Annotated in this window: 16 protein-coding genes; 7 read left to right on the forward strand and 9 right to left on the reverse strand. The window is 73.5% G+C overall.

Features of this window, described 5'->3' with window-relative positions:
• Positions 1-239 precede the first annotated feature (239 nt).
• Positions 240-1,124 carry an aminoglycoside phosphotransferase family protein gene (locus tag GC722_RS10090; protein WP_331714654.1) on the reverse strand — a complete coding sequence of 295 codons (885 nt, stop codon included), beginning with the start codon at positions 1,122-1,124 and terminating at the stop codon, positions 240-242.
• Positions 1,125-1,251: 127 nt separating this feature from the next.
• Between GC722_RS10090 and GC722_RS10095 the strand changes: the two genes are divergently transcribed.
• Together GC722_RS10095 and guaA are read left to right on the forward strand one after the other, a co-directional pair.
• Positions 1,252-1,605 (forward strand): VOC family protein, encoded by a 354-nt coding sequence (locus GC722_RS10095; protein ID WP_331714655.1) that lies wholly within the window; start codon positions 1,252-1,254, stop codon positions 1,603-1,605.
• Between the two features lie 65 nt (positions 1,606-1,670).
• Entirely contained in the window at positions 1,671-3,227 is a 1,557-nt protein-coding gene (gene guaA, locus GC722_RS10100) for a glutamine-hydrolyzing GMP synthase (RefSeq protein WP_156609942.1), read from the forward strand.
• Positions 3,228-3,335: 108 nt separating this feature from the next.
• Here guaA and GC722_RS10105 read toward each other — a convergent pair whose 3' ends face one another.
• The 5 genes from GC722_RS10105 to GC722_RS19245 form a co-directional block, all read right to left on the reverse strand.
• Positions 3,336-3,644, reverse strand: a complete 309-nt coding sequence (locus tag GC722_RS10105; protein ID WP_156609943.1) for a PspC domain-containing protein — start codon at positions 3,642-3,644, stop codon at positions 3,336-3,338.
• A gap of 27 nt (positions 3,645-3,671) precedes the next feature.
• The gene (locus tag GC722_RS10110) at positions 3,672-3,875 is read right to left on the reverse strand and encodes a hypothetical protein (protein ID WP_156609944.1); all 204 of its coding nucleotides are present in this window, start codon (positions 3,873-3,875) and stop codon (positions 3,672-3,674) included.
• A complete protein-coding gene (locus tag GC722_RS10115; protein ID WP_197429982.1) occupies positions 3,872-5,245 on the reverse strand; it encodes a PspC domain-containing protein in 1,374 nt (457 codons plus the stop codon). Before GC722_RS10115 ends, GC722_RS10110 begins: the two co-directional genes overlap by 4 nt.
• A gap of 129 nt (positions 5,246-5,374) precedes the next feature.
• The gene (locus GC722_RS10120) at positions 5,375-6,028 is read right to left on the reverse strand and encodes a response regulator transcription factor (protein WP_331714656.1); all 654 of its coding nucleotides are present in this window, start codon (positions 6,026-6,028) and stop codon (positions 5,375-5,377) included.
• Entirely contained in the window at positions 6,025-7,233 is a 1,209-nt protein-coding gene (locus GC722_RS19245) for a sensor histidine kinase (RefSeq protein WP_156609946.1), read from the reverse strand. Before GC722_RS19245 ends, GC722_RS10120 begins: the two co-directional genes overlap by 4 nt.
• A 154-nt stretch (positions 7,234-7,387) precedes the next feature.
• On the opposite strand from GC722_RS19245, the gene GC722_RS10130 reads away from it, so the two are divergent.
• From GC722_RS10130 to GC722_RS10140, 3 genes are all read left to right on the forward strand, one after another.
• A complete protein-coding gene (locus GC722_RS10130) occupies positions 7,388-7,780 on the forward strand; it encodes a hypothetical protein (RefSeq protein ID WP_156609947.1) in 393 nt (130 codons plus the stop codon).
• A gap of 105 nt (positions 7,781-7,885) precedes the next feature.
• Entirely contained in the window at positions 7,886-9,262 is a 1,377-nt protein-coding gene (locus GC722_RS10135) for an ATP-binding protein (RefSeq protein ID WP_156609948.1), read from the forward strand.
• A gap of 95 nt (positions 9,263-9,357) precedes the next feature.
• Positions 9,358-9,960, forward strand: a complete 603-nt coding sequence (locus tag GC722_RS10140; RefSeq protein ID WP_231747720.1) for a LuxR C-terminal-related transcriptional regulator — start codon at positions 9,358-9,360, stop codon at positions 9,958-9,960.
• A 101-nt stretch (positions 9,961-10,061) separates the two neighbouring features.
• On the opposite strand, the gene GC722_RS10145 is transcribed toward GC722_RS10140, so the two are convergent.
• Positions 10,062-10,334, reverse strand: coding sequence for a GlsB/YeaQ/YmgE family stress response membrane protein (locus GC722_RS10145; protein ID WP_156609950.1), 273 nt, complete (start codon positions 10,332-10,334; stop codon positions 10,062-10,064).
• 218 nt (positions 10,335-10,552) lie between these two features.
• Between GC722_RS10145 and GC722_RS10150 the strand changes: the two genes are divergently transcribed.
• Positions 10,553-10,903, forward strand: a complete 351-nt coding sequence (locus GC722_RS10150) for a hypothetical protein (protein WP_156609951.1) — start codon at positions 10,553-10,555, stop codon at positions 10,901-10,903.
• 21 nt (positions 10,904-10,924) lie between these two features.
• Here GC722_RS10150 and GC722_RS10155 read toward each other — a convergent pair whose 3' ends face one another.
• The gene (locus GC722_RS10155; RefSeq protein WP_156609952.1) at positions 10,925-12,160 is read right to left on the reverse strand and encodes a phospholipase D-like domain-containing protein; all 1,236 of its coding nucleotides are present in this window, start codon (positions 12,158-12,160) and stop codon (positions 10,925-10,927) included.
• A gap of 57 nt (positions 12,161-12,217) precedes the next feature.
• Between GC722_RS10155 and GC722_RS10160 the strand changes: the two genes are divergently transcribed.
• Positions 12,218-14,704, forward strand: coding sequence for a UvrD-helicase domain-containing protein (locus tag GC722_RS10160; RefSeq protein WP_156609953.1), 2,487 nt, complete (start codon positions 12,218-12,220; stop codon positions 14,702-14,704).
• 340 nt (positions 14,705-15,044) lie between these two features.
• Here the strand turns inward: GC722_RS10160 and GC722_RS19250 are convergent, their stop codons facing one another.
• The gene (locus GC722_RS19250; RefSeq protein WP_156609954.1) at positions 15,045-16,076 is read right to left on the reverse strand and encodes a M23 family metallopeptidase; all 1,032 of its coding nucleotides are present in this window, start codon (positions 16,074-16,076) and stop codon (positions 15,045-15,047) included.
• Positions 16,077-16,275: the final 199 nt, after the last annotated feature.

Raw genomic sequence — 16,275 nt, forward strand, 5'->3', positions numbered from 1 at the left:
GTCGCGGTGTCCGGCTGTGACGGCGTACACGTCCTCAGGGAACGGCGCTCGCGCTGCCGCCGGCGCCCCCAGATCGCCTGTGCCCGGTGACCGCGGACGGGCTTCGCGAATGGGTCGGGGCCTGCCCCCTGAGAACGTGTACGCGGTGCTGCCGGGACAGCGGGACACGCCGCGACACACCGGGCGTGACCGCGACGACATACAGCGGGTCAGGGGGAGGGAGGGAGGGAGGGAGGGGGTCAGCGGGCGAAGAGGTCGAGCAGCCGGCGGCAGCGCACCGGGTCCTCGGTGAGGCCGCGCTCGAGTCCCCACAGCAGGTAGGACATCGAGCGCACCACCAGCCACGCCTCAGCCCGCTCCCGCGGCACCTCGGCGACCGTCACCGCGGTGGCCACCGCCCGGCGGACGTCGGCGTCGCGCGGCAGCTCGTCGAGGCGGGTCCACAGCACCCGGGCCAGGTCGTGCTCGCGGTCGCCGCGCAGCAGCACCGGGTCCACCACCAGCCAGGGGGTGCGCCGCCCGCGCAGCACCTGGTCGGCGTGCAGGTCGCCGTCCACCGCGTCGCCGCCGGGGTCGGTGGCGGCGAGCTCGCGGGCAGCCGCGACCGCCCGGGTCAGCTGGCTCCGCGGCGTCGGCCCGCCCACGGCCTGCCAGCGGCGCTCGAAGGAGGCGGCGTCCTCGGCGGCGATCTCGGCCGTCGACAGCGCCGTCCCGGGTGCCGGCACGGCCAGCTCGCGCATCAGGGTCGCCAGCACCTCCACCGACCACTCCACCGGCTCCCGCCGCAGCGTGTGGGAGCCGTCCAGGCGCTCCAGCAGCAGCGCCCGGGCGGGCACGTCCGCCTCCACCAGCAGCACGGTGCCGCGGCCGTCCCACCACAGCAGCGCGGCGGCCTCGGCGGCCACGTCGTCCCCGGGTGGCGACAGCCGCAGGGCCAGCGGCTCCTCGCCCCGGCGCACCGGGAGCACCAGCGCGTTGGAGCCGTGCCAGGGCGCGCCGTCGGCCGTCAGCCCCCACTCCCGCAGCCGGGCCGCCACCAGCCCGGGCAGCTCCTCGAGCCAGGCGCGACCGGGCTCGTCGTGCCACCACCGGGGCATGGTGAGGAAACCGGGCGGGACCTGCACACCTCGACCCTAGAGGTGCGACGACGGCCCCGGCCGGTCCGGCAGCGACGCAGGAGGAGGAGCCCGTGGCGGTGCGGTGGTACAGCGTCGTCGTCGACTGCCACGACGTGCGCGCCCAGGGCGCCTGGTGGGCCAGGCGCTGGGTTGGGTGCCGGTCGTCGAGGAGCCCGACGAGGTGGTGCTGGTGCCGCCGCACGCGCTGACCGACGCGGCCACCATGCCCCGCGAGCACCGCGGTCCGGGGCTGGTCTTCGTCCCCGTGCCGGAGGGCAAGCAGGTCAAGAACCGGCTGCACCTGGACCTCGCCCCGTGGGGCGAGGACGACCAGGAGGCGGAGGTGGCGCGGCTGGTCGGGCTCGGTGCCCGCCGCGTCGACGTCGGCCAGTCCGAGCGGCCCGGCGCCGACCAGCCGCCGACGTGGGTCGTGCTGGCCGATCCGGAGGGCAACGAGTTCTGCGTGCTCTCCGCCCGCGACGACTAGCGGGGTCCGTCCCGCCCCCGGCGCCGGGTCGGCCGCACGGCGCGGACGGCCTAGACTGGGCCGCCATGAGCCCGCGTGAGCATGACTGCGTCCTCGTCGTCGACTACGGGGCCCAGTACGCCCAGCTGATCGCCCGCCGGGTGCGGGAGGCCCGGGTCTACTCCGAGATCGTCCCGCACACCATCTCCACCGAGGAGCTGGCGGCCAGGAAGCCGCAGGCGATCATCCTCTCCGGCGGTCCGCAGTCGGTCTACGCCGAGGGTGCCCCGCAGATCGACACCGGGCTCTTCGACCTCGGGGTGCCGACCTTCGGCATCTGCTACGGCTTCCAGGCCATGACCCAGGCGCTCGGCGGCGAGGTGGCGCACACCGGCCGTCGCGAGTTCGGCCGCACGCCCGCCACCGTGGTCGAGCCCGGCGCGCTGCTGTCGGAGGTCGACCCGTCGCTGCGGGTGTGGATGAGCCACGGCGACTCCGTCACCCGGGCACCGCAGGACTTCACCGTGCTCGCCACCTCGCCGGGTGCGCCGATCGCGGCCTTCGAGCACCGCGAGCGCGGCTTCGCCGGGGTGCAGTGGCACCCCGAGGTGATGCACACCGAGCACGGCCAGACCACCCTCGAGCACTTCCTGTTCGACATCGCCGGCTGCCGCCCCGACTGGACCCCGGCCAACATCGTCGAGGAGACCGTCGAGGCCATCCGGGAGCAGGTGGGGGACAAGCAGGTGCTCTGCGCCCTCTCCGGAGGCGTCGACTCCGCCGTGGCGGCCGCTCTGGTGCAGCGCGCCATCGGCGACCAGCTCACCTGCGTCTTCGTCGACCACGGGCTGCTGCGGGCCGGCGAGGCCGAGCAGGTCGAGAAGGACTTCGTCGCCGCGACCGGGGTGGACCTGGTCGTCAGCGAGGTCGCCGACCAGTTCCTCGACGCCCTCGCCGGCGTGACCGACCCCGAGCAGAAGCGCAAGATCATCGGCCGGGAGTTCATCCGCACCTTCGAGGCCGCCACCCGCCAGATCGCAGCCGAGCACGACATCGAGTTCCTCGTGCAGGGCACCCTCTACCCCGACGTCGTCGAGTCCGGCGGCGGCGAGGGTGCGGCCAACATCAAGAGCCACCACAACGTGGGCGGTCTGCCCGAGGACCTGCAGTTCACCCTGATCGAGCCGCTGCGCACCCTGTTCAAGGACGAGGTCCGCAAGGTCGGCGAGGAGCTGGGCCTGCCCGAGGCCATGGTGTGGCGGCAGCCGTTCCCGGGCCCCGGGCTGGGCATCCGCATCGTCGGCGAGGTGACCCGCGAGCGGCTGGAGATCCTGCGCGCCGCCGACGCCATCGCCCGGGCCGAGGCGACCGCGGCCGGCCTGGACCGCGAGATCTGGCAGTTCCCCGTGGTGCTGCTGGCCGACGTCCGCTCGGTCGGGGTGCAGGGCGACGGCCGCACCTACGGCCACCCGGTGGTGCTGCGCCCGGTCAGCTCCGAGGACGCCATGACCGCCGACTGGTCGCGGCTGCCCTACGAGGTGCTGGAGCGCATCAGCACCCGCATCACCAACGAGGTGCCCGAGGTCAACCGCGTCACCCTCGACATCACCAGCAAGCCCCCGGGCACGATTGAGTGGGAGTGAGCGCTCCGCGCTCGGGCGAGTGGGAGTGAGCGCTCCGCGCTCGGGTGAGGCGGAGTGAGCGCTCCGCGCTCGGGCGAGCGGGAGTGAGCGCCCGGCCCGTGGACGGGCTCAGCGCAGGTCGCCGGGCTCCTCGGCGGAGGCGGCCGGGGCGTCCTGGTGAGTCGCCGGCGCGGTCCACGGGCTGCCGGGCGAGGTGAGCTGCCCCGGGTCGGCCAGGGGCTCCTCGGGGACGACCAGGGCGCCGACGAGGTAGGCGATCAGGCCCACCGCGCCGCCCGTCACGAGGGTCAGCGCCACGAAGACGACGCGCACCAGGGTCGGGTCCATGTTGAGGTAGTCCGCCACGCCGCCGCAGACGCCGGCGACGATGCGCTGGTCGCGGCTGCGGTGGAGCTGCCGGGGCTGGGTGGTGGTCATCGGTGTGCCTTTCGGTCGGTCGGAGGGTCAGGAGGAGTTGCGGGAGAGCACCAGGCCGAGGACGCCCAGCGTGATCAGGCCCACGGGTGCGGCCACCGCCAGGTCTCCCCAGGCCACCTGCAGCCCGAAGGAGATCCACAGCGCCAGCAACGACAGCGGCAGCATCAGCAGACCGAGCATCAGCGGTGCGACGTCGACCCGGTGCCGGGTCCGGGCGGGGGTGCGGCTCATCGGCTCGTCACCACCTCGACCGAGCCGGCCTCGACGCCGGCCTCGACCACGAGCAGGGGGTCCTGGCCCGGACCGAAGACGTGGGTCTGGGCGAGGTCGGTGCCGTGCACCTGGTGGCCGTCGACCACCACGCTGCCGACCTCGACGGTGCTGCGGACCTCGACGTGCTCGCCGGGAGGCAGCCGGAGCTCGATCCGCCCGGCCTCCGCGCTGACGCGGTAGGTGGTGGGGGTGGTGACGTCGAGCTGGCTCAGGTCGACGGTCAGCGAGCCGACCTCCAGGTGGTCGGAGGGCGGCAGCTCGGCCAGCGAGGCGTAGCGGTACGTGGGGCTGTGCCAGTCCACCGCGGCCGGGACGGTCTGCGGCACCGCCGAGACCGCGGTAGCGCCCAGCAGCAGCCAGCTCAGCAGGGCCTGTCCGCGGAAGCGTCCGAGGAAGGCGGCGGCGACCAGGGAGAGCGCGGCCACCAGCAGCGACGCCGCCAGGTACGTGGTGACACCCACCGGCAGCGACGTCCACAGGTCGACCGCGGCCACGACGCCGACGGCGACCAGCAGCCCCGCCCAGAAGCCGTTGCGGACGGCCGGGTTGCGGCGGGCCGCGGGGCGCGCGGCGGGTGGCTCGCTGGGCGGTGCGTACAGACCCGCCGGGTCGGCCACGTTGAGGTAGGAGCGGATGGAGGCGGTGTGGTCGGAGAGGGCGTCGCTGCCCGGCGCCGGCTCGTCCAGCCGGTAGCGCAGCCCCGAGGTCGGCGCACCGGCGGAGGGCGCCGTCGGCGCGGGGGCCGCGGCCCAGCTCGGGCGCGGCGGGGCGGCGGGAGGCCGCGTGGGCGGTACGGGTCCGGGCTGCCCGGCGGCCGCGCCGGAGCGGTGCTGCAGCACGGTCTGCTGCCACTCGCGGGCGGCCACCGTGAACGGCGTGGGCGGTCCGACGAAGGGGTCGTGCTGGACGGTGTGGCTGTCCGGCAGCTCGACCGGGGCGTCGCGGCGGGCCTGCTGCTGCGGCCGGCGGAACCCGAAGTACCAGACGGCCAGCACGACCAGCGCCGGCATCAGCCCGAGCGGCGCCATCGACCCGATCGTGAAGGCCACCACCACGGTGGCGACCACGGCGGCGGCCACCCAGAACTCGCGGCTCTGCTCGGCCAGCTTCGGAGCGTGGTGCTGCACGGGCGACTCGTCCTGGTCCACCGCCGGGGTCAGCGCCCACACGAAGGCGTACAGCACGACGCCGACCCCGGCGCTGAGACCGAGGACGACGGCCGCGATGCGCACGACCAGCGGGTCGACCTGCCAGCGCTCGGCCAGGGCGCCGCAGACCCCGGCGATCTTGACGTCGGGCCCGCGGCGCAGGCTCCACAGCTCATCCATGGCTCCATCGTCGTCGCGCCGGTACCGGCCCACCATCGGGGAAGGCACCCATTCCCGACCCTGGCTGCACTCGGGTCCGGTGACGCCGCTCGGCGCGGGACTCGTGGACCTCTCGCGCGAGCCGGCGGTTCAGCGTACGGGTGCGGACAGCCCGTAGCGGTGGGCGAGGAGCACCGCCTGCACGCGGTCGCGTGCCTCGAGCTTCGCGAGCACGTTGCGGACGTGGGTCTTGACCGTGGCGAGGGAGACCACGAGCCGCTCGGCGATCTCGGTGTTCGTCATCCCGGTGGCCATCAGGGTGAGGACCTCCCGCTCCCGGGGGCTCAGTGCCTGCACGCCCGCCGGCGCCGGCGCGTCCGGGGCCGTCCGTCCCACGAACCGGTCGATGAGACGGGACAGCACCTGCGGTGCCATGGGGGCCTCACCCGCTGCGGTCTGCTCGACCGCGGCGACGAGGCGGTCGGCGGAGGCGTCCTTGAGCAGGAACCCCGCCGCTCCCGCGACCAGCGCGTCGTAGACGTGCTGGTCCAGGTCGAAGGTCGTCAGGATCACCACGCGGCACGGCAGTCCGGCGGCCACGATGCGCCGGGTCCCCTCGATGCCGTCGGTGCCCGGCATGCGCACGTCCATGAGCACGACCTCGGGAAGCAGCTGCTCCGCCAGCTCAGCCGCCCGGGCTCCGTCCCCCGCCTCACCGACGACCTCGATCCCCGCCAGCTCCAGGATCATGCGGAGCCCACCGCGCACCAGCTCCTGGTCGTCGGCGACGAGGACGCGGGTCACCGGCGGCCCTCCTCGGCCGGGAGCCAGGCCGTCACCACGAAGTGGCCGGCGACGTGCCCCACCTCCAGGGTGCCGCCGAGGGAACGGGCCCGCTCCTGCATGCCGGGTACGCCGCGCCCGAGATGGGGGGAGCCGCCTGGTGCCGGCGCCGGGACGGGGTTGCTCGCCCGCACCGAGACCCCTGCCGGCGACCACTCCAGCCGGAGGTCCACCTCCTCCCCGGGAGCGTGCCTGCCGGCGTTCGTCAGGCACTCCTGGACGATGCGGTTGACCGCGAGCCAGTGGCGGGGGGCGTCGCTCCACGGGTCGCCGACCACGCTCAGGCGGTTGGCGATGCCCAGACGGGCCGCCCGGTCGGCCAGCTCCTGCAGGCCGCGCTCGTCGGGGACCACCGGCAGCTCGCCGTCGCCGAGCAGGTCGAGGATCGCCCGCAGCTCCCGGCTCGCGCGGTGGGCCGTCTCCCGGACCGCCTCGACCGGCTGGGCCGCGCGCTCCGGCGCGTGCCGGAGCGCCTGGGCGGCCGCCTCCGACTGGATGGACATCAAGGTGACCTCGTGGCCCACGACGTCGTGCAGCTCGCGGACGATCCGCGCTCTCTCCTGCTCCACGGCGCTGCGTCGTGCCGCCTCGCGCTCGGCCACGACGCGCTCGTCGGAGACCCTCTGCTGGGCTGCCATCAACCGACCCACGGCGTAGGGGACCAGGATCACGACCCAGAACCCCGCCGCGCTGAGGAGGGCGTCGGAGCCGGGCAGCCGGAGCGCGGCCAGGTGCTCTCGGAGGTCGACGTCGAACACCAGCGGGACGAGACGGTCGTGCGCCTGCTCGATGGCCACGATGCCGCTCGTGCCGCTGAGCAGCGCCCAGCCGACGGCCGCGACAGCCGGGCGACCGCCGCCTCCCCAGCGCCCGACGGCGAAGAGGAGCAGGATGGCCGTGACGTAGCCCAGGTAGAGGAAGCCGTCCGTCGGTACCCACCACAACGCGGCCCCCGCGAGGGCCGCGGCCACCGGCCGGGAACGTCGCCATGCCAGCGGCAGCACGGACACGACCACCAGCAGCGGGCCGAACCACCGGCTGCCGGGGAGCCACAGCACCTCGACCGGCTGCAGCAGCACCTGGACCAGGCTGACCGCGAGGAAGACGACGGCGAGCAGCGCGTCATCGCGTCGCAGCCCGCGGGCCAGGCCGTCCCGGATCGCCACACGCCCGAGCGTAGGCCCGCGCGGCCCCAGCCGTCCTCAACCCGTGGGATGAGCCCGATCTCAGCCTCTGACGCCATGTGGACGCCGACCCGTCCCGCCTAGCGTTCGAGCGTCAGCACCTCAGGGGCACCAGCACCCACGAAAGGACACCACCATGACCACGACCACGGCCGTCCCCGCGACGGCCCGACAGCCCCGGACCCTCGTCGCGGCACGCGTGCTCGCCGGCCTCGTCGGCGCGGTCCAGCTCGCCGGGGCGATCTTCTTCCTCGGGTTGGCCAGGGAAGAGGCCGTCTGGATCGGTCCCCTCGTCGACGTCCCGGTCGTCGCCCTGACGCTCACGACGATCGCGCTCAAGCTCGTGTTCGCCCTCGCCCCTGGCATCCGCCCGGCACGCCGCATCACCGTGGGACTCCTGGCCGTCGCCCTGGGTGTCGTGCTCACGGTGGTCAAGGTCGCGGTGTACGACGAGGCCGCCGGCGGGGTCTTCCTCGCCGTCGACGCCGTGGTGGTGGCGCTTCTGCTGCTCGCCCGCCGGGAGCGCTGAGCGGGGCACGGGCGGGCTGACCCACGGCCCGCCCCGCGGGATCGGGGGCGGCACAGGGTCATCCCCGTGGTCCGCGACGCCGAGACGTGTGAGGCTGGGAGCACCATGACCGACCAGCGCCCCGCCCCGACGGGAACCACCGAGGCGGGCCCCACCGGGGTCGGCACCGAGACGCCAGCTGCGCCGGTGCCGACTCCCACGGTCGCGCCCGAGGTCGCCCGCCGCGCCGACGAGGTCGCGCCCGCCGCCGGTCGTCCCCGCGCCACCCGGGTGCTGGAGGGACGGCTGGTCGGCGGCGTCTGCGCCGGGCTGGCCCAGCACCTCGGCTGGTCGGTGACCGTGCTCCGGGTCGGTTTCGTCGCGCTGGCCCTGGCCCAGTTCGTCGGCGTGGTCGTCTACGCCATCCTCTGGCTCACCCTTCCGCGGGCCGAGACCGTGCGGGCCCTCGGCCTGGAGTCCGCCACCCGGCGCGGGCTGCGCGGTGCCGACCCCTCGGCCCGCAGCCGCGACCGCGGGGTGCTGGTCGCCCTGGTCGCGATCGGCGCGGGGATGCTGTGGCTGTCGCAGGTCACCGGGTTCGGCTTCTCCTCCCAGGTCTTCTGGCCGCTGGCGGTGGCCTGCGCCGGGCTGGCGCTGATCTGGCGGCAGGCCGACACCCCCGCCCCGCGCGACGCAGCCGGCGGCCGCGACAGCACCCACCCGCTGGTGGCGCCCTTCCTGGCCCGCACCGGGTGGCAGGCGATCCTGCGCCTGGTGGTCGGGCTCGCGCTGGTGGCGCTGGCGTTCGGGCTCGTGCTGGCCTCCCAGATCGGGGTCAACCAGGTGCCCGCGGTGCTGCTGATGGTGCTGCTGGCGGTGGCCGGTGTGGTGGTGGCCGCGGCGCCGTGGCTCTACCGCGGCCGCCGTGCGCTCAACGAGGCCCGCGAGCAGCGGGTCCGCGCCGACGCCCGCGCCGACATGGCCGCCCACCTGCACGACTCGGTGCTGCAGACGCTGGCGCTGATCCAGCGGCAGGCCGACGACCCGCGCGCCGTGCAGGGGCTGGCCCGCCGGCAGGAGCGCGAGCTGCGCGGCTGGCTGTACGGGGACGCCGTCGAGGAGTCCACCCTGCGGGCCGCGCTGACCACGGCCGCTGCGGAGGTCGAGGACGAGCGCGGCGTGCCGGTCGAGGTCGTCATGGTCGGCGACTGCCCCCTCGACCCCGACCTGCAGGCGCTGGTGCAGGCGGCCCGCGAGGCGATGGTGAACGCGGCCAAGCACTCCGGCGCCGACCGCATCGACGTCTTCGGCGAGGCCGGCGAGGACCTGGTCGAGGTCTTCGTGCGCGACCGGGGCCGCGGTTTCGACCTCGACGCGATTGCCGAGGACCGGCTGGGCGTCAGGGGCAGCATCATGGACCGGGTGCGACGCCACGGCGGCACCGCCACCATCACGTCGGACCCCGAGACCGGGACCGAAGTACGACTGGAGAGACGACGATGACCGAGCCTCAGCGCCCCCTCAGCCCCCAGAGCGCCCCACCGGCGACGGCCAACCCCGCCCGCCCGCTGCGGGTCGTGGTGGTGGACGACCACGCGATGTTCCGCACCGGGGTGAAGTCCGAGATCGGCCGGGCGGTGCAGGTCGTGGGGGAGGGGCAGGACGTCCCCACGGCCGTGGCGGCGATCACCGCCACCCGTCCGGACGTCGTCCTGCTCGACGTCCACCTGCCTGGCGGGGGCGGGGTCGAGGTGCTCAAGCAGGTGCTGGCCGTGAACCCCGACCAGCGATTCCTCGCGCTGTCGGTCTCCGACGCGGCCGAGGACGTCATCGGGGTCATCCGCGCCGGCGCCCGCGGCTACGTCACCAAGTCGATCGACGGCGAGGAGCTCATCGCCGCCATCCGCCGGGTCGCCGAGGGCGACGCGGTGTTCTCCCCCCGGCTGGCGGGGTTCGTGCTGGACGCGTTCTCCGGCGCCATCGACATCGCCAGCGTGGACGAGGACCTGGACCGGCTCTCCGTCCGCGAGCGCGAGGTGCTGCGGCTGATCGCCCGCGGCTACGCCTACAAGGAGGTGGCCAAGGAGCTGTTCATCTCGATCAAGACCGTCGAGACCCACGTCAGCTCCGTGCTGCGCAAGCTGCAGCTGTCCAACCGCCACCAGCTCACCCGCTGGGCCACCGACCGCCGGCTGGTCTGAGCCGCCTGCTGGTCCGGGCCGCTGGTCAGACCGGACGCACGAAGCCCCGCAGTCCACCGGTGTGGACTGCGGGGCTTCGTCGCGCAGCGTGAGCCCTTGGGTCAGACCCGACGACGCTTGGTGACCGCCCCGTAGATGAAGAGCACGAGGAGCGAACCGAGGATGGCGATGATGAGGCTGATGAACCAGTTGCCCTGGAGGCTGAAGTCGAAGCCGTTGCCAGAGATCAGGTTGCCGATGAGCCCGCCCACCAGCGCACCGACGACCCCCAGGATGATGGTGGCGATGATCCCGCCACCCTGCTTGCCGGGCATGATCGCCTTGGCGATGGCACCGGCGATGAGACCGATGATCACGTAGAAAAGAATCGTCATGCCTGGACAGTAACCCCTCGGCGAGCAGTTGAAACTGCAATCAGCCGCCACTTTTTCGTGTCCCGCCCCGGCGACATCCTCCCGGCTCCGCCGGCAAGTGGTCGGGGACGGCGCCGGAACCCGCCGTTCCGGGCCTGCGGGAGGTCGTTCCCGAGCAGTTGCCGGGAGGGCGTGAGGCGCAGCGGGCGAGGGGGCGGGGGAGCGGCTACTCTCCGCGCATGGACGCGCTGACCTGGGCCCGCGAGATCCTGCTGCTGCTGCACCTGGTCGGTTTCGGTGCCCTCTTCGGAGGGGCGGTCGTGCAGCTGCGCGACCGGGAGCCGCTCGTCAACGACGCCATGCTGCACGGCTCGCTCATCCAGCTGGTGACGGGGCTGGCGCTGGTCGGGGTGGACCTGTACGCCGACGTGGAGCTGGACCTCCTCACGCTCGGGGTGAAGCTGGTCCTCACGCTGCTGGTCACCCTGCTGGTGGTCGCGAACCGCCGTTTCGACTCGATCCCCAAGGGGCTGTGGGCCCTCATCACCGGGCTGGTGCTGGCCAACCTCGCGGTGTCCGTGCTCGGGTGAGCGTGAGCACCCGGACCTCGTTCAGAGGAAGCGCCGGTAGGGCCGCAGCACCGTCTCGGAGAACTTCACCATGAACGGGCGCCGCACCCACTCCTCGAGGGTGAGCTCGCGGCAGTTGGACAGGTCCATCGCGAACACCTCCTCCAGCTTGGCCGCCACGGTGGCGTCGGTGACCTCGATGTTGGTCTCGTAGTTGCCGGCCAGGCTGAGCCGGTCGAGGTTGGCGGTGCCGATGGTCGACCACTGCCCGTCGATGGTGGCGGTCTTGGCGTGCACCATCGCGCCCTGGTACAGGAACAGCCGCACCCCGCCGGCGAGCAGCTGGGAGTAGAAGCCGCGCGACAACCAGTCGGCGACGATGTGGTTCGACTGGTCGGGCACGATCAGCCGGACGTCGACCCCGCGCTGGGCGGCCCCGAGCAGCGCCCGCACCAGGTCGTCGTCGGGGACGAAGTAGGCGTGGGTGAGCCAGATGTGGTGGGCGGCGCGGTCGATGGCCTCGAGGTACATCCCGCGGATCGGGTAGAGCGCCTGCCGGGGCACGTTCCGGTGCACCCGGATCGAGCTGTGCCAGGACCGGGTCGACACGTCGGGCAGCGCCCGGTGGCGTCCCGGCAGCTGGTTCCAGTGGTCGACGAAGGCGTCCTCCAGGTCGGCGACCACCGGCCCGGTGACCCGGACGTGGGTGTCGCGCCAGTCCGTGGCGTAGAGCGAGCCGATGTTGTAGCCGCCCACCCAGGCCACCTCGGAGTCGACCACCAGCAGCTTGTTGTGGTTCCGACCCAGGTTGCGGGGGTTGAGCAGCCCCACACCGCTCCAGACCAGCGGGTGGCGCACCACGTTGACCGAGGCGGGGAAGTGGAAGAAGGGCCGCGGCACCACCAGGTTGGCGAACTCGTCGTAGACGAGGCACACCTCCACGCCCCGCTCGGCCGCCTCGATCAGCGCCTTCTTGAACGCCCGGCCGGTGCGGTCGGCCTTCCAGATGAAGGTGACCAGCACGACCCGGCGCCGGGCCGAGCGGATCCCCTCGAGCATGTCGTCGTAGAGGTCCTGGCCGTAGGTGAAGACCGTCAGCTCGCCGCCGCCGGTCGGCACCGTGGTCGGCTTGGTCTTCGGGAAGCGGGCGGGGGCGCGGAGCCGCTTGCGTCGCTGGTCGATCAGCATCAGCGCCGCCAGCGTCGCTCCCTGCACCGAGAGGACCGCGAGCAGCACCCGCGTCAGCAGCCGCCGAAGGGAGAACCGGGGCAGCCGCATGGGCAGGAGTGTAGCGAGCAGGCCGCTGTCGGTGGCTGCGACTAGGGTGGACGGGTCATGACCCAGCCAGACCTGTTCGCCAGCCTCCCGCCCGTCAGCGCGCCCCCGCCGGCGCCGGTGCAGGCCCTCGACGAGGACGCCGCCGAGCGGCCCGCACGCCGGCCGGCTCCCACCGAGGAGCAGCTGCTGGCGGGGCTGAACGGGCCGCAGCGCCAGGCCGTCACCCACGAGGGCGGGCCGGTGCTGGTGGTGGCCGGAGCCGGCTCGGGCAAGACCCGGGTGCTCACCCGGCGCATCGCCTGGCTGGTCAGCCAGCGACGTGTGCACCCCGGGTCCGTGCTGGCCATCACCTTCACCAACAGGGCCGCCGCCGAGATGCGCCACCGGGTGGCCGACCTGGTGGGCAACCGCGCCCGGCTGATGTGGGTGTCCACCTTCCACTCCGCCTGCGTGCGGATCCTGCGCCAGGAGATCGGCCGCTTCGGCTACACCCGCACCTTCTCCATCTACGACGACACCGACGCCAAGCGGCTGATGACGCTGGTCTGCCGCGACCTCGAGCTCGACCCCAAGCGCTACCCGGTGCGCGGGGTCATGAACTGGGTGTCGAACCTGAAGAACGAGCTCGTCGACCACGAGTCGGCCGGCTCGGCGGTCGCCTCGCCCAACGAGGAGCCCTACGTCGAGGCCTACCGCAGCTACCAGCAGCGGCTGCGGGCCGCCAACGCGCTCGACTTCGACGACCTGATCATGACCACCGTGCACCTGCTGCAGGCCTTCCCCGAGGTCCGCGAGCAGTACCGCCGCCGGTTCCGCCACGTGCTGGTCGACGAGTACCAGGACACCAACCACGCCCAGTACGCGCTGGTCCGCGAGCTCTGCGGTGAGGACGTCGAGGCCGACGGGCCGACGATCGAGGCGCCGAGCCTGATGGTCGTCGGCGACTCCGACCAGTCGATCTACGCCTTCCGCGGGGCGACCATCCGCAACATCCTCGACTTCGGCAGCGACTTCCCCGGCGCGGAGACGATCCTGCTGGAGCAGAACTACCGCTCCACCCAGACGATCCTCAACGCGGCCAACGCGGTCATCGTCCGCAACCCGGACCGGCCCGCCAAGCGGCTGTGGTCCGACGCGGGTGACGGCGCGCTGATCACCGGCTACGTCGCCGACACCGAGCACGACGAGGCGCAGTTCGTCGCCGGCGAGATCGACCGGCTGACCGACGCCGGCGAGACCACGCCCGGCCAGACCGCGGTCTTCTACCGCACCAACGCCCAGTCACGGGCGTTCGAGGACGTGTTCATCCGGGTCGGGCTGCCCTACAAGGTCGTCGGCGGCGTCCGCTTCTACGAGCGGCGTGAGGTCCGCGACGCCATCTCCTACCTGCGGGCCATCGCCAACCGGGCCGACGACGTGTCGGTGCGCCGGGTGCTGAACGTCCCCAAGCGGGGCATCGGCGACCGGGCCGAGGAGGCCATCGCGCAGCTGGCCGAGCGCGAGCAGATCCCCTTCGGCGAGGCGCTGCGGCGCAGCGACGAGGCCCCGGGGCTGGCCACCCGCTCGGCCAAGCAGATCGCCGGCTTCACCGCGGTGCTCGACGCCCACGAGCAGATGGTCGCCGACGGCGTCCCGGCCGACCAGATCCTCAGCTCGATCCTGCACGAGTCGGGCTACCTGGAGGAGCTGCAGAACAGCTCCGACCCCCAGGACGAGACCCGGCTGGAGAACCTCGTCGAGCTCGTCTCGGTCGCGGCGGAGTTCGTCGCCGCCGCGCACGCCCAGGACATCACCGCCGACGTGGCCGAGCTGCAGGCCGAGGCGGCCGACGACGGGACCGGCGAGGAGGACGAGGCGGGCGAGCTGGGGGACGCGCTCGCCGAGGCCGCCCCCGAGCCCGACGACTCGCTGCCCGCCTTCCTGGAGCGGATCGCGCTGGTGGCCGACTCCGACCAGATCCCCGACGCCGGCGACGGCGGCGTGGTCACCCTGATGACGCTGCACACCGCCAAGGGTCTGGAGTTCGACACGGTGTTCCTGACCGGCTGCGAGGACGGCGTCTTCCCCCACCAGCGCGCCCTGACCGACCGCTCCGAGCTGGAGGAGGAGCGCCGGCTGGCCTACGTGGGGATCACCCGCGCCCGCAAGCGGCTGCACGTCTCCCGCGCCGTGGTCCGCACCGCCTGGGGTGCGCCGCAGTACAACCCGCCCAGCCGGTTCCTGGAGGAGATCCCGGACCACCTCATCGACTGGCGCCGCACCGGCGCCGCCGTCGCCAGCTGGGCCACCACCTCGGCCACCCGGCGCAACGAGGCCGACAGCTCGTTGGGCCGCTGGCGCAGCACCGTCGGCTACGGCGCCCGGCCCACCCCGCGTGCGGTGCCGTGTCTGGACGCCGGCGACCGGGTGCTGCACACCACCTTCGGGATGGGCACCGTGATCGCCACCTCCGGCAGCGGCGACGCCACCAAGGCCGACGTGGACTTCGGCTCGGTCGGGGTCAAGCGGCTGTCGCTGAAGCACGCTCCGCTCGAGAAGCTCTAGGGGCCCGGGCCCGAGGGGCTGGTCCCGCCGCGGTGGCTCCTGCGGTCGAGTCCGCGGTGACTCCAGCGGAGGGGTGTCCCGCCCGGCGAGCCTCGTCCTCGTTCCTCGGACGAGTTCGCCAACGCCCGCCACACCCCGACACCCCTCCGCTGGAGCCACCGCTGCTGCCCGGGTGCGCTCGGCACGAGCCGTCCTCCACCGTGTCGCTGGGGCGCCGGGGCGACAGCCGCCCGACCCCGCCCGAGCCGGGTGGGGAGCGGGCGGAGACGCACCACGGCCCCCACCTGATCGGCGGGGGCCGTGTCTGTGCAATCTGGCTACGGGCCAGCGACGGACCTGATCAGAGGCGCACGCCGAGGGCCAGCATCCAGACGTAGGGATCCTTGGACGAGTAGACGTCCCCAGGAGTGGTGCCCGCCGGATACCACTCGAAGTGGAGGTGCGGGCCGAAGGTGCGGCCGGTCATGCCGACCACGCCGACGAGGTCGCCGGCCTTGACCTGCTGTCCGGGCTGGACGGCGGTGCTGGCCATGTGGGCGTAGAGGGTGTGGCTGCCGTCGGCGTGCTTGATCACCACGTGCACGCCGGCCCAGCCGGCGCCGGAAGCGGGGGAGACCACGACGCCGTCGGCGGCGGCGCGGATCGGGGTGCCGATCGGGGCCGAGAGGTCGATGCCGGTGTGGTAGCGGGACCAGGAGCCGACGGCGCCCCAGCGGGCGGCGATCGAGTAGCTGCCGGAGGCGATCGGCGCGGCGCCGCCGCCCTTGCCCAGCTCGCCCTCGAACTCGTAGTCCTCGGCGGCGGGGGCGGCGGACTGGGGGGAGACGAGGGTGCCGGTGGCCTGCTCGGCCTTGCGCTTGCGCTCCTCGGCCTTGCGCTTCTCCTCGGCCTTGATCCGCTCGTCCTCCTCCTCGATCTCCTGGCCGGTGGCCTGGAGCTCCTTGGCGCGGTCGTCCTGGATCGCCTTGCGGGAGCTGGTGACGACCTCCTCGTCGAGCTTGCTCAGCTCGCTGGCGCGCTCGGCGACCTGCTTGGCCGCGATCGCGCGGTCGAGCTCGGCGCGGACGGAGTTGCGGGTCTCGCGGGCATCGCGACCGCTGAAGGAGTCGAGCGTGCCGCTCTCACCGGTGGGGTCCTCGGTGGAGGCCTGGCTCTGCTGGACGGCCGCCTGGTTGGCGACGCTGAGGCCGGCGGCCTTGGTGGCCGGCTCGGCGCGGGTGACGTCGGGGTTGTCGGCGGTCAGCGAGGCGCGGGCGTCCACCTGGGTGGACTGGGCGGCGGAGGTGAGGCTGACCGAGCCCGCCACGCCGAGACCCAGCACCGAGATGGCCAGCGCGGCCAGACCGTGGCTGAGGATGCTGCGCGGGCTCACGGTCGAGGAGGAGTGCGATGACTCGTCGTCAACGAGCGCCCTGCGAGCCTTGGCTCGGCGGAACGTTCCTACGGACACGCACTACTCCTCAACGCGGACGTCTACTTCAGGCATCACGGGGTTCCCGACAACCCGGAGTGCCGGACAGACGTTGGAACGACTCACCGACCCTCACTGAGGATGAAACTTAGCATTTCTC

Origin of the sequence: Auraticoccus cholistanensis (assembly GCF_009742705.1) — a bacterium.
GTDB classification, from domain to species: Bacteria; Actinomycetota; Actinomycetes; order Propionibacteriales; family Propionibacteriaceae; genus Auraticoccus; species Auraticoccus cholistanensis.

Excerpts from the sequence above, each read along its gene's own strand:
- GC722_RS10160 (WP_156609953.1), top strand. The coding sequence starts at position 12,218 with ATGACCCAGCCAGACCTGTTCGCCAGCCTCCCGCCCGTCAGCGCGCCC.
- GC722_RS10150 (WP_156609951.1), top strand. The coding sequence starts at position 10,553 with ATGGACGCGCTGACCTGGGCCCGCGAGATCCTGCTGCTGCTGCACCTG.
- GC722_RS10135 (WP_156609948.1), top strand. The coding sequence starts at position 7,886 with ATGACCGACCAGCGCCCCGCCCCGACGGGAACCACCGAGGCGGGCCCC.
- GC722_RS10105 (WP_156609943.1), bottom strand. The coding sequence starts at position 3,644 with ATGACCACCACCCAGCCCCGGCAGCTCCACCGCAGCCGCGACCAGCGC.
- GC722_RS10115 (WP_197429982.1), bottom strand. The coding sequence starts at position 5,245 with ATGGATGAGCTGTGGAGCCTGCGCCGCGGGCCCGACGTCAAGATCGCC.
- GC722_RS10155 (WP_156609952.1), bottom strand. The coding sequence starts at position 12,160 with ATGCGGCTGCCCCGGTTCTCCCTTCGGCGGCTGCTGACGCGGGTGCTG.
- GC722_RS10145 (WP_156609950.1), bottom strand. The coding sequence starts at position 10,334 with ATGACGATTCTTTTCTACGTGATCATCGGTCTCATCGCCGGTGCCATC.
- GC722_RS10130 (WP_156609947.1), top strand. The coding sequence starts at position 7,388 with ATGACCACGACCACGGCCGTCCCCGCGACGGCCCGACAGCCCCGGACC.
- GC722_RS10110 (WP_156609944.1), bottom strand. The coding sequence starts at position 3,875 with ATGAGCCGCACCCCCGCCCGGACCCGGCACCGGGTCGACGTCGCACCG.
- guaA (WP_156609942.1), top strand. The coding sequence starts at position 1,671 with ATGAGCCCGCGTGAGCATGACTGCGTCCTCGTCGTCGACTACGGGGCC.
- GC722_RS10140 (WP_231747720.1), top strand. The coding sequence starts at position 9,358 with ATGTTCCGCACCGGGGTGAAGTCCGAGATCGGCCGGGCGGTGCAGGTC.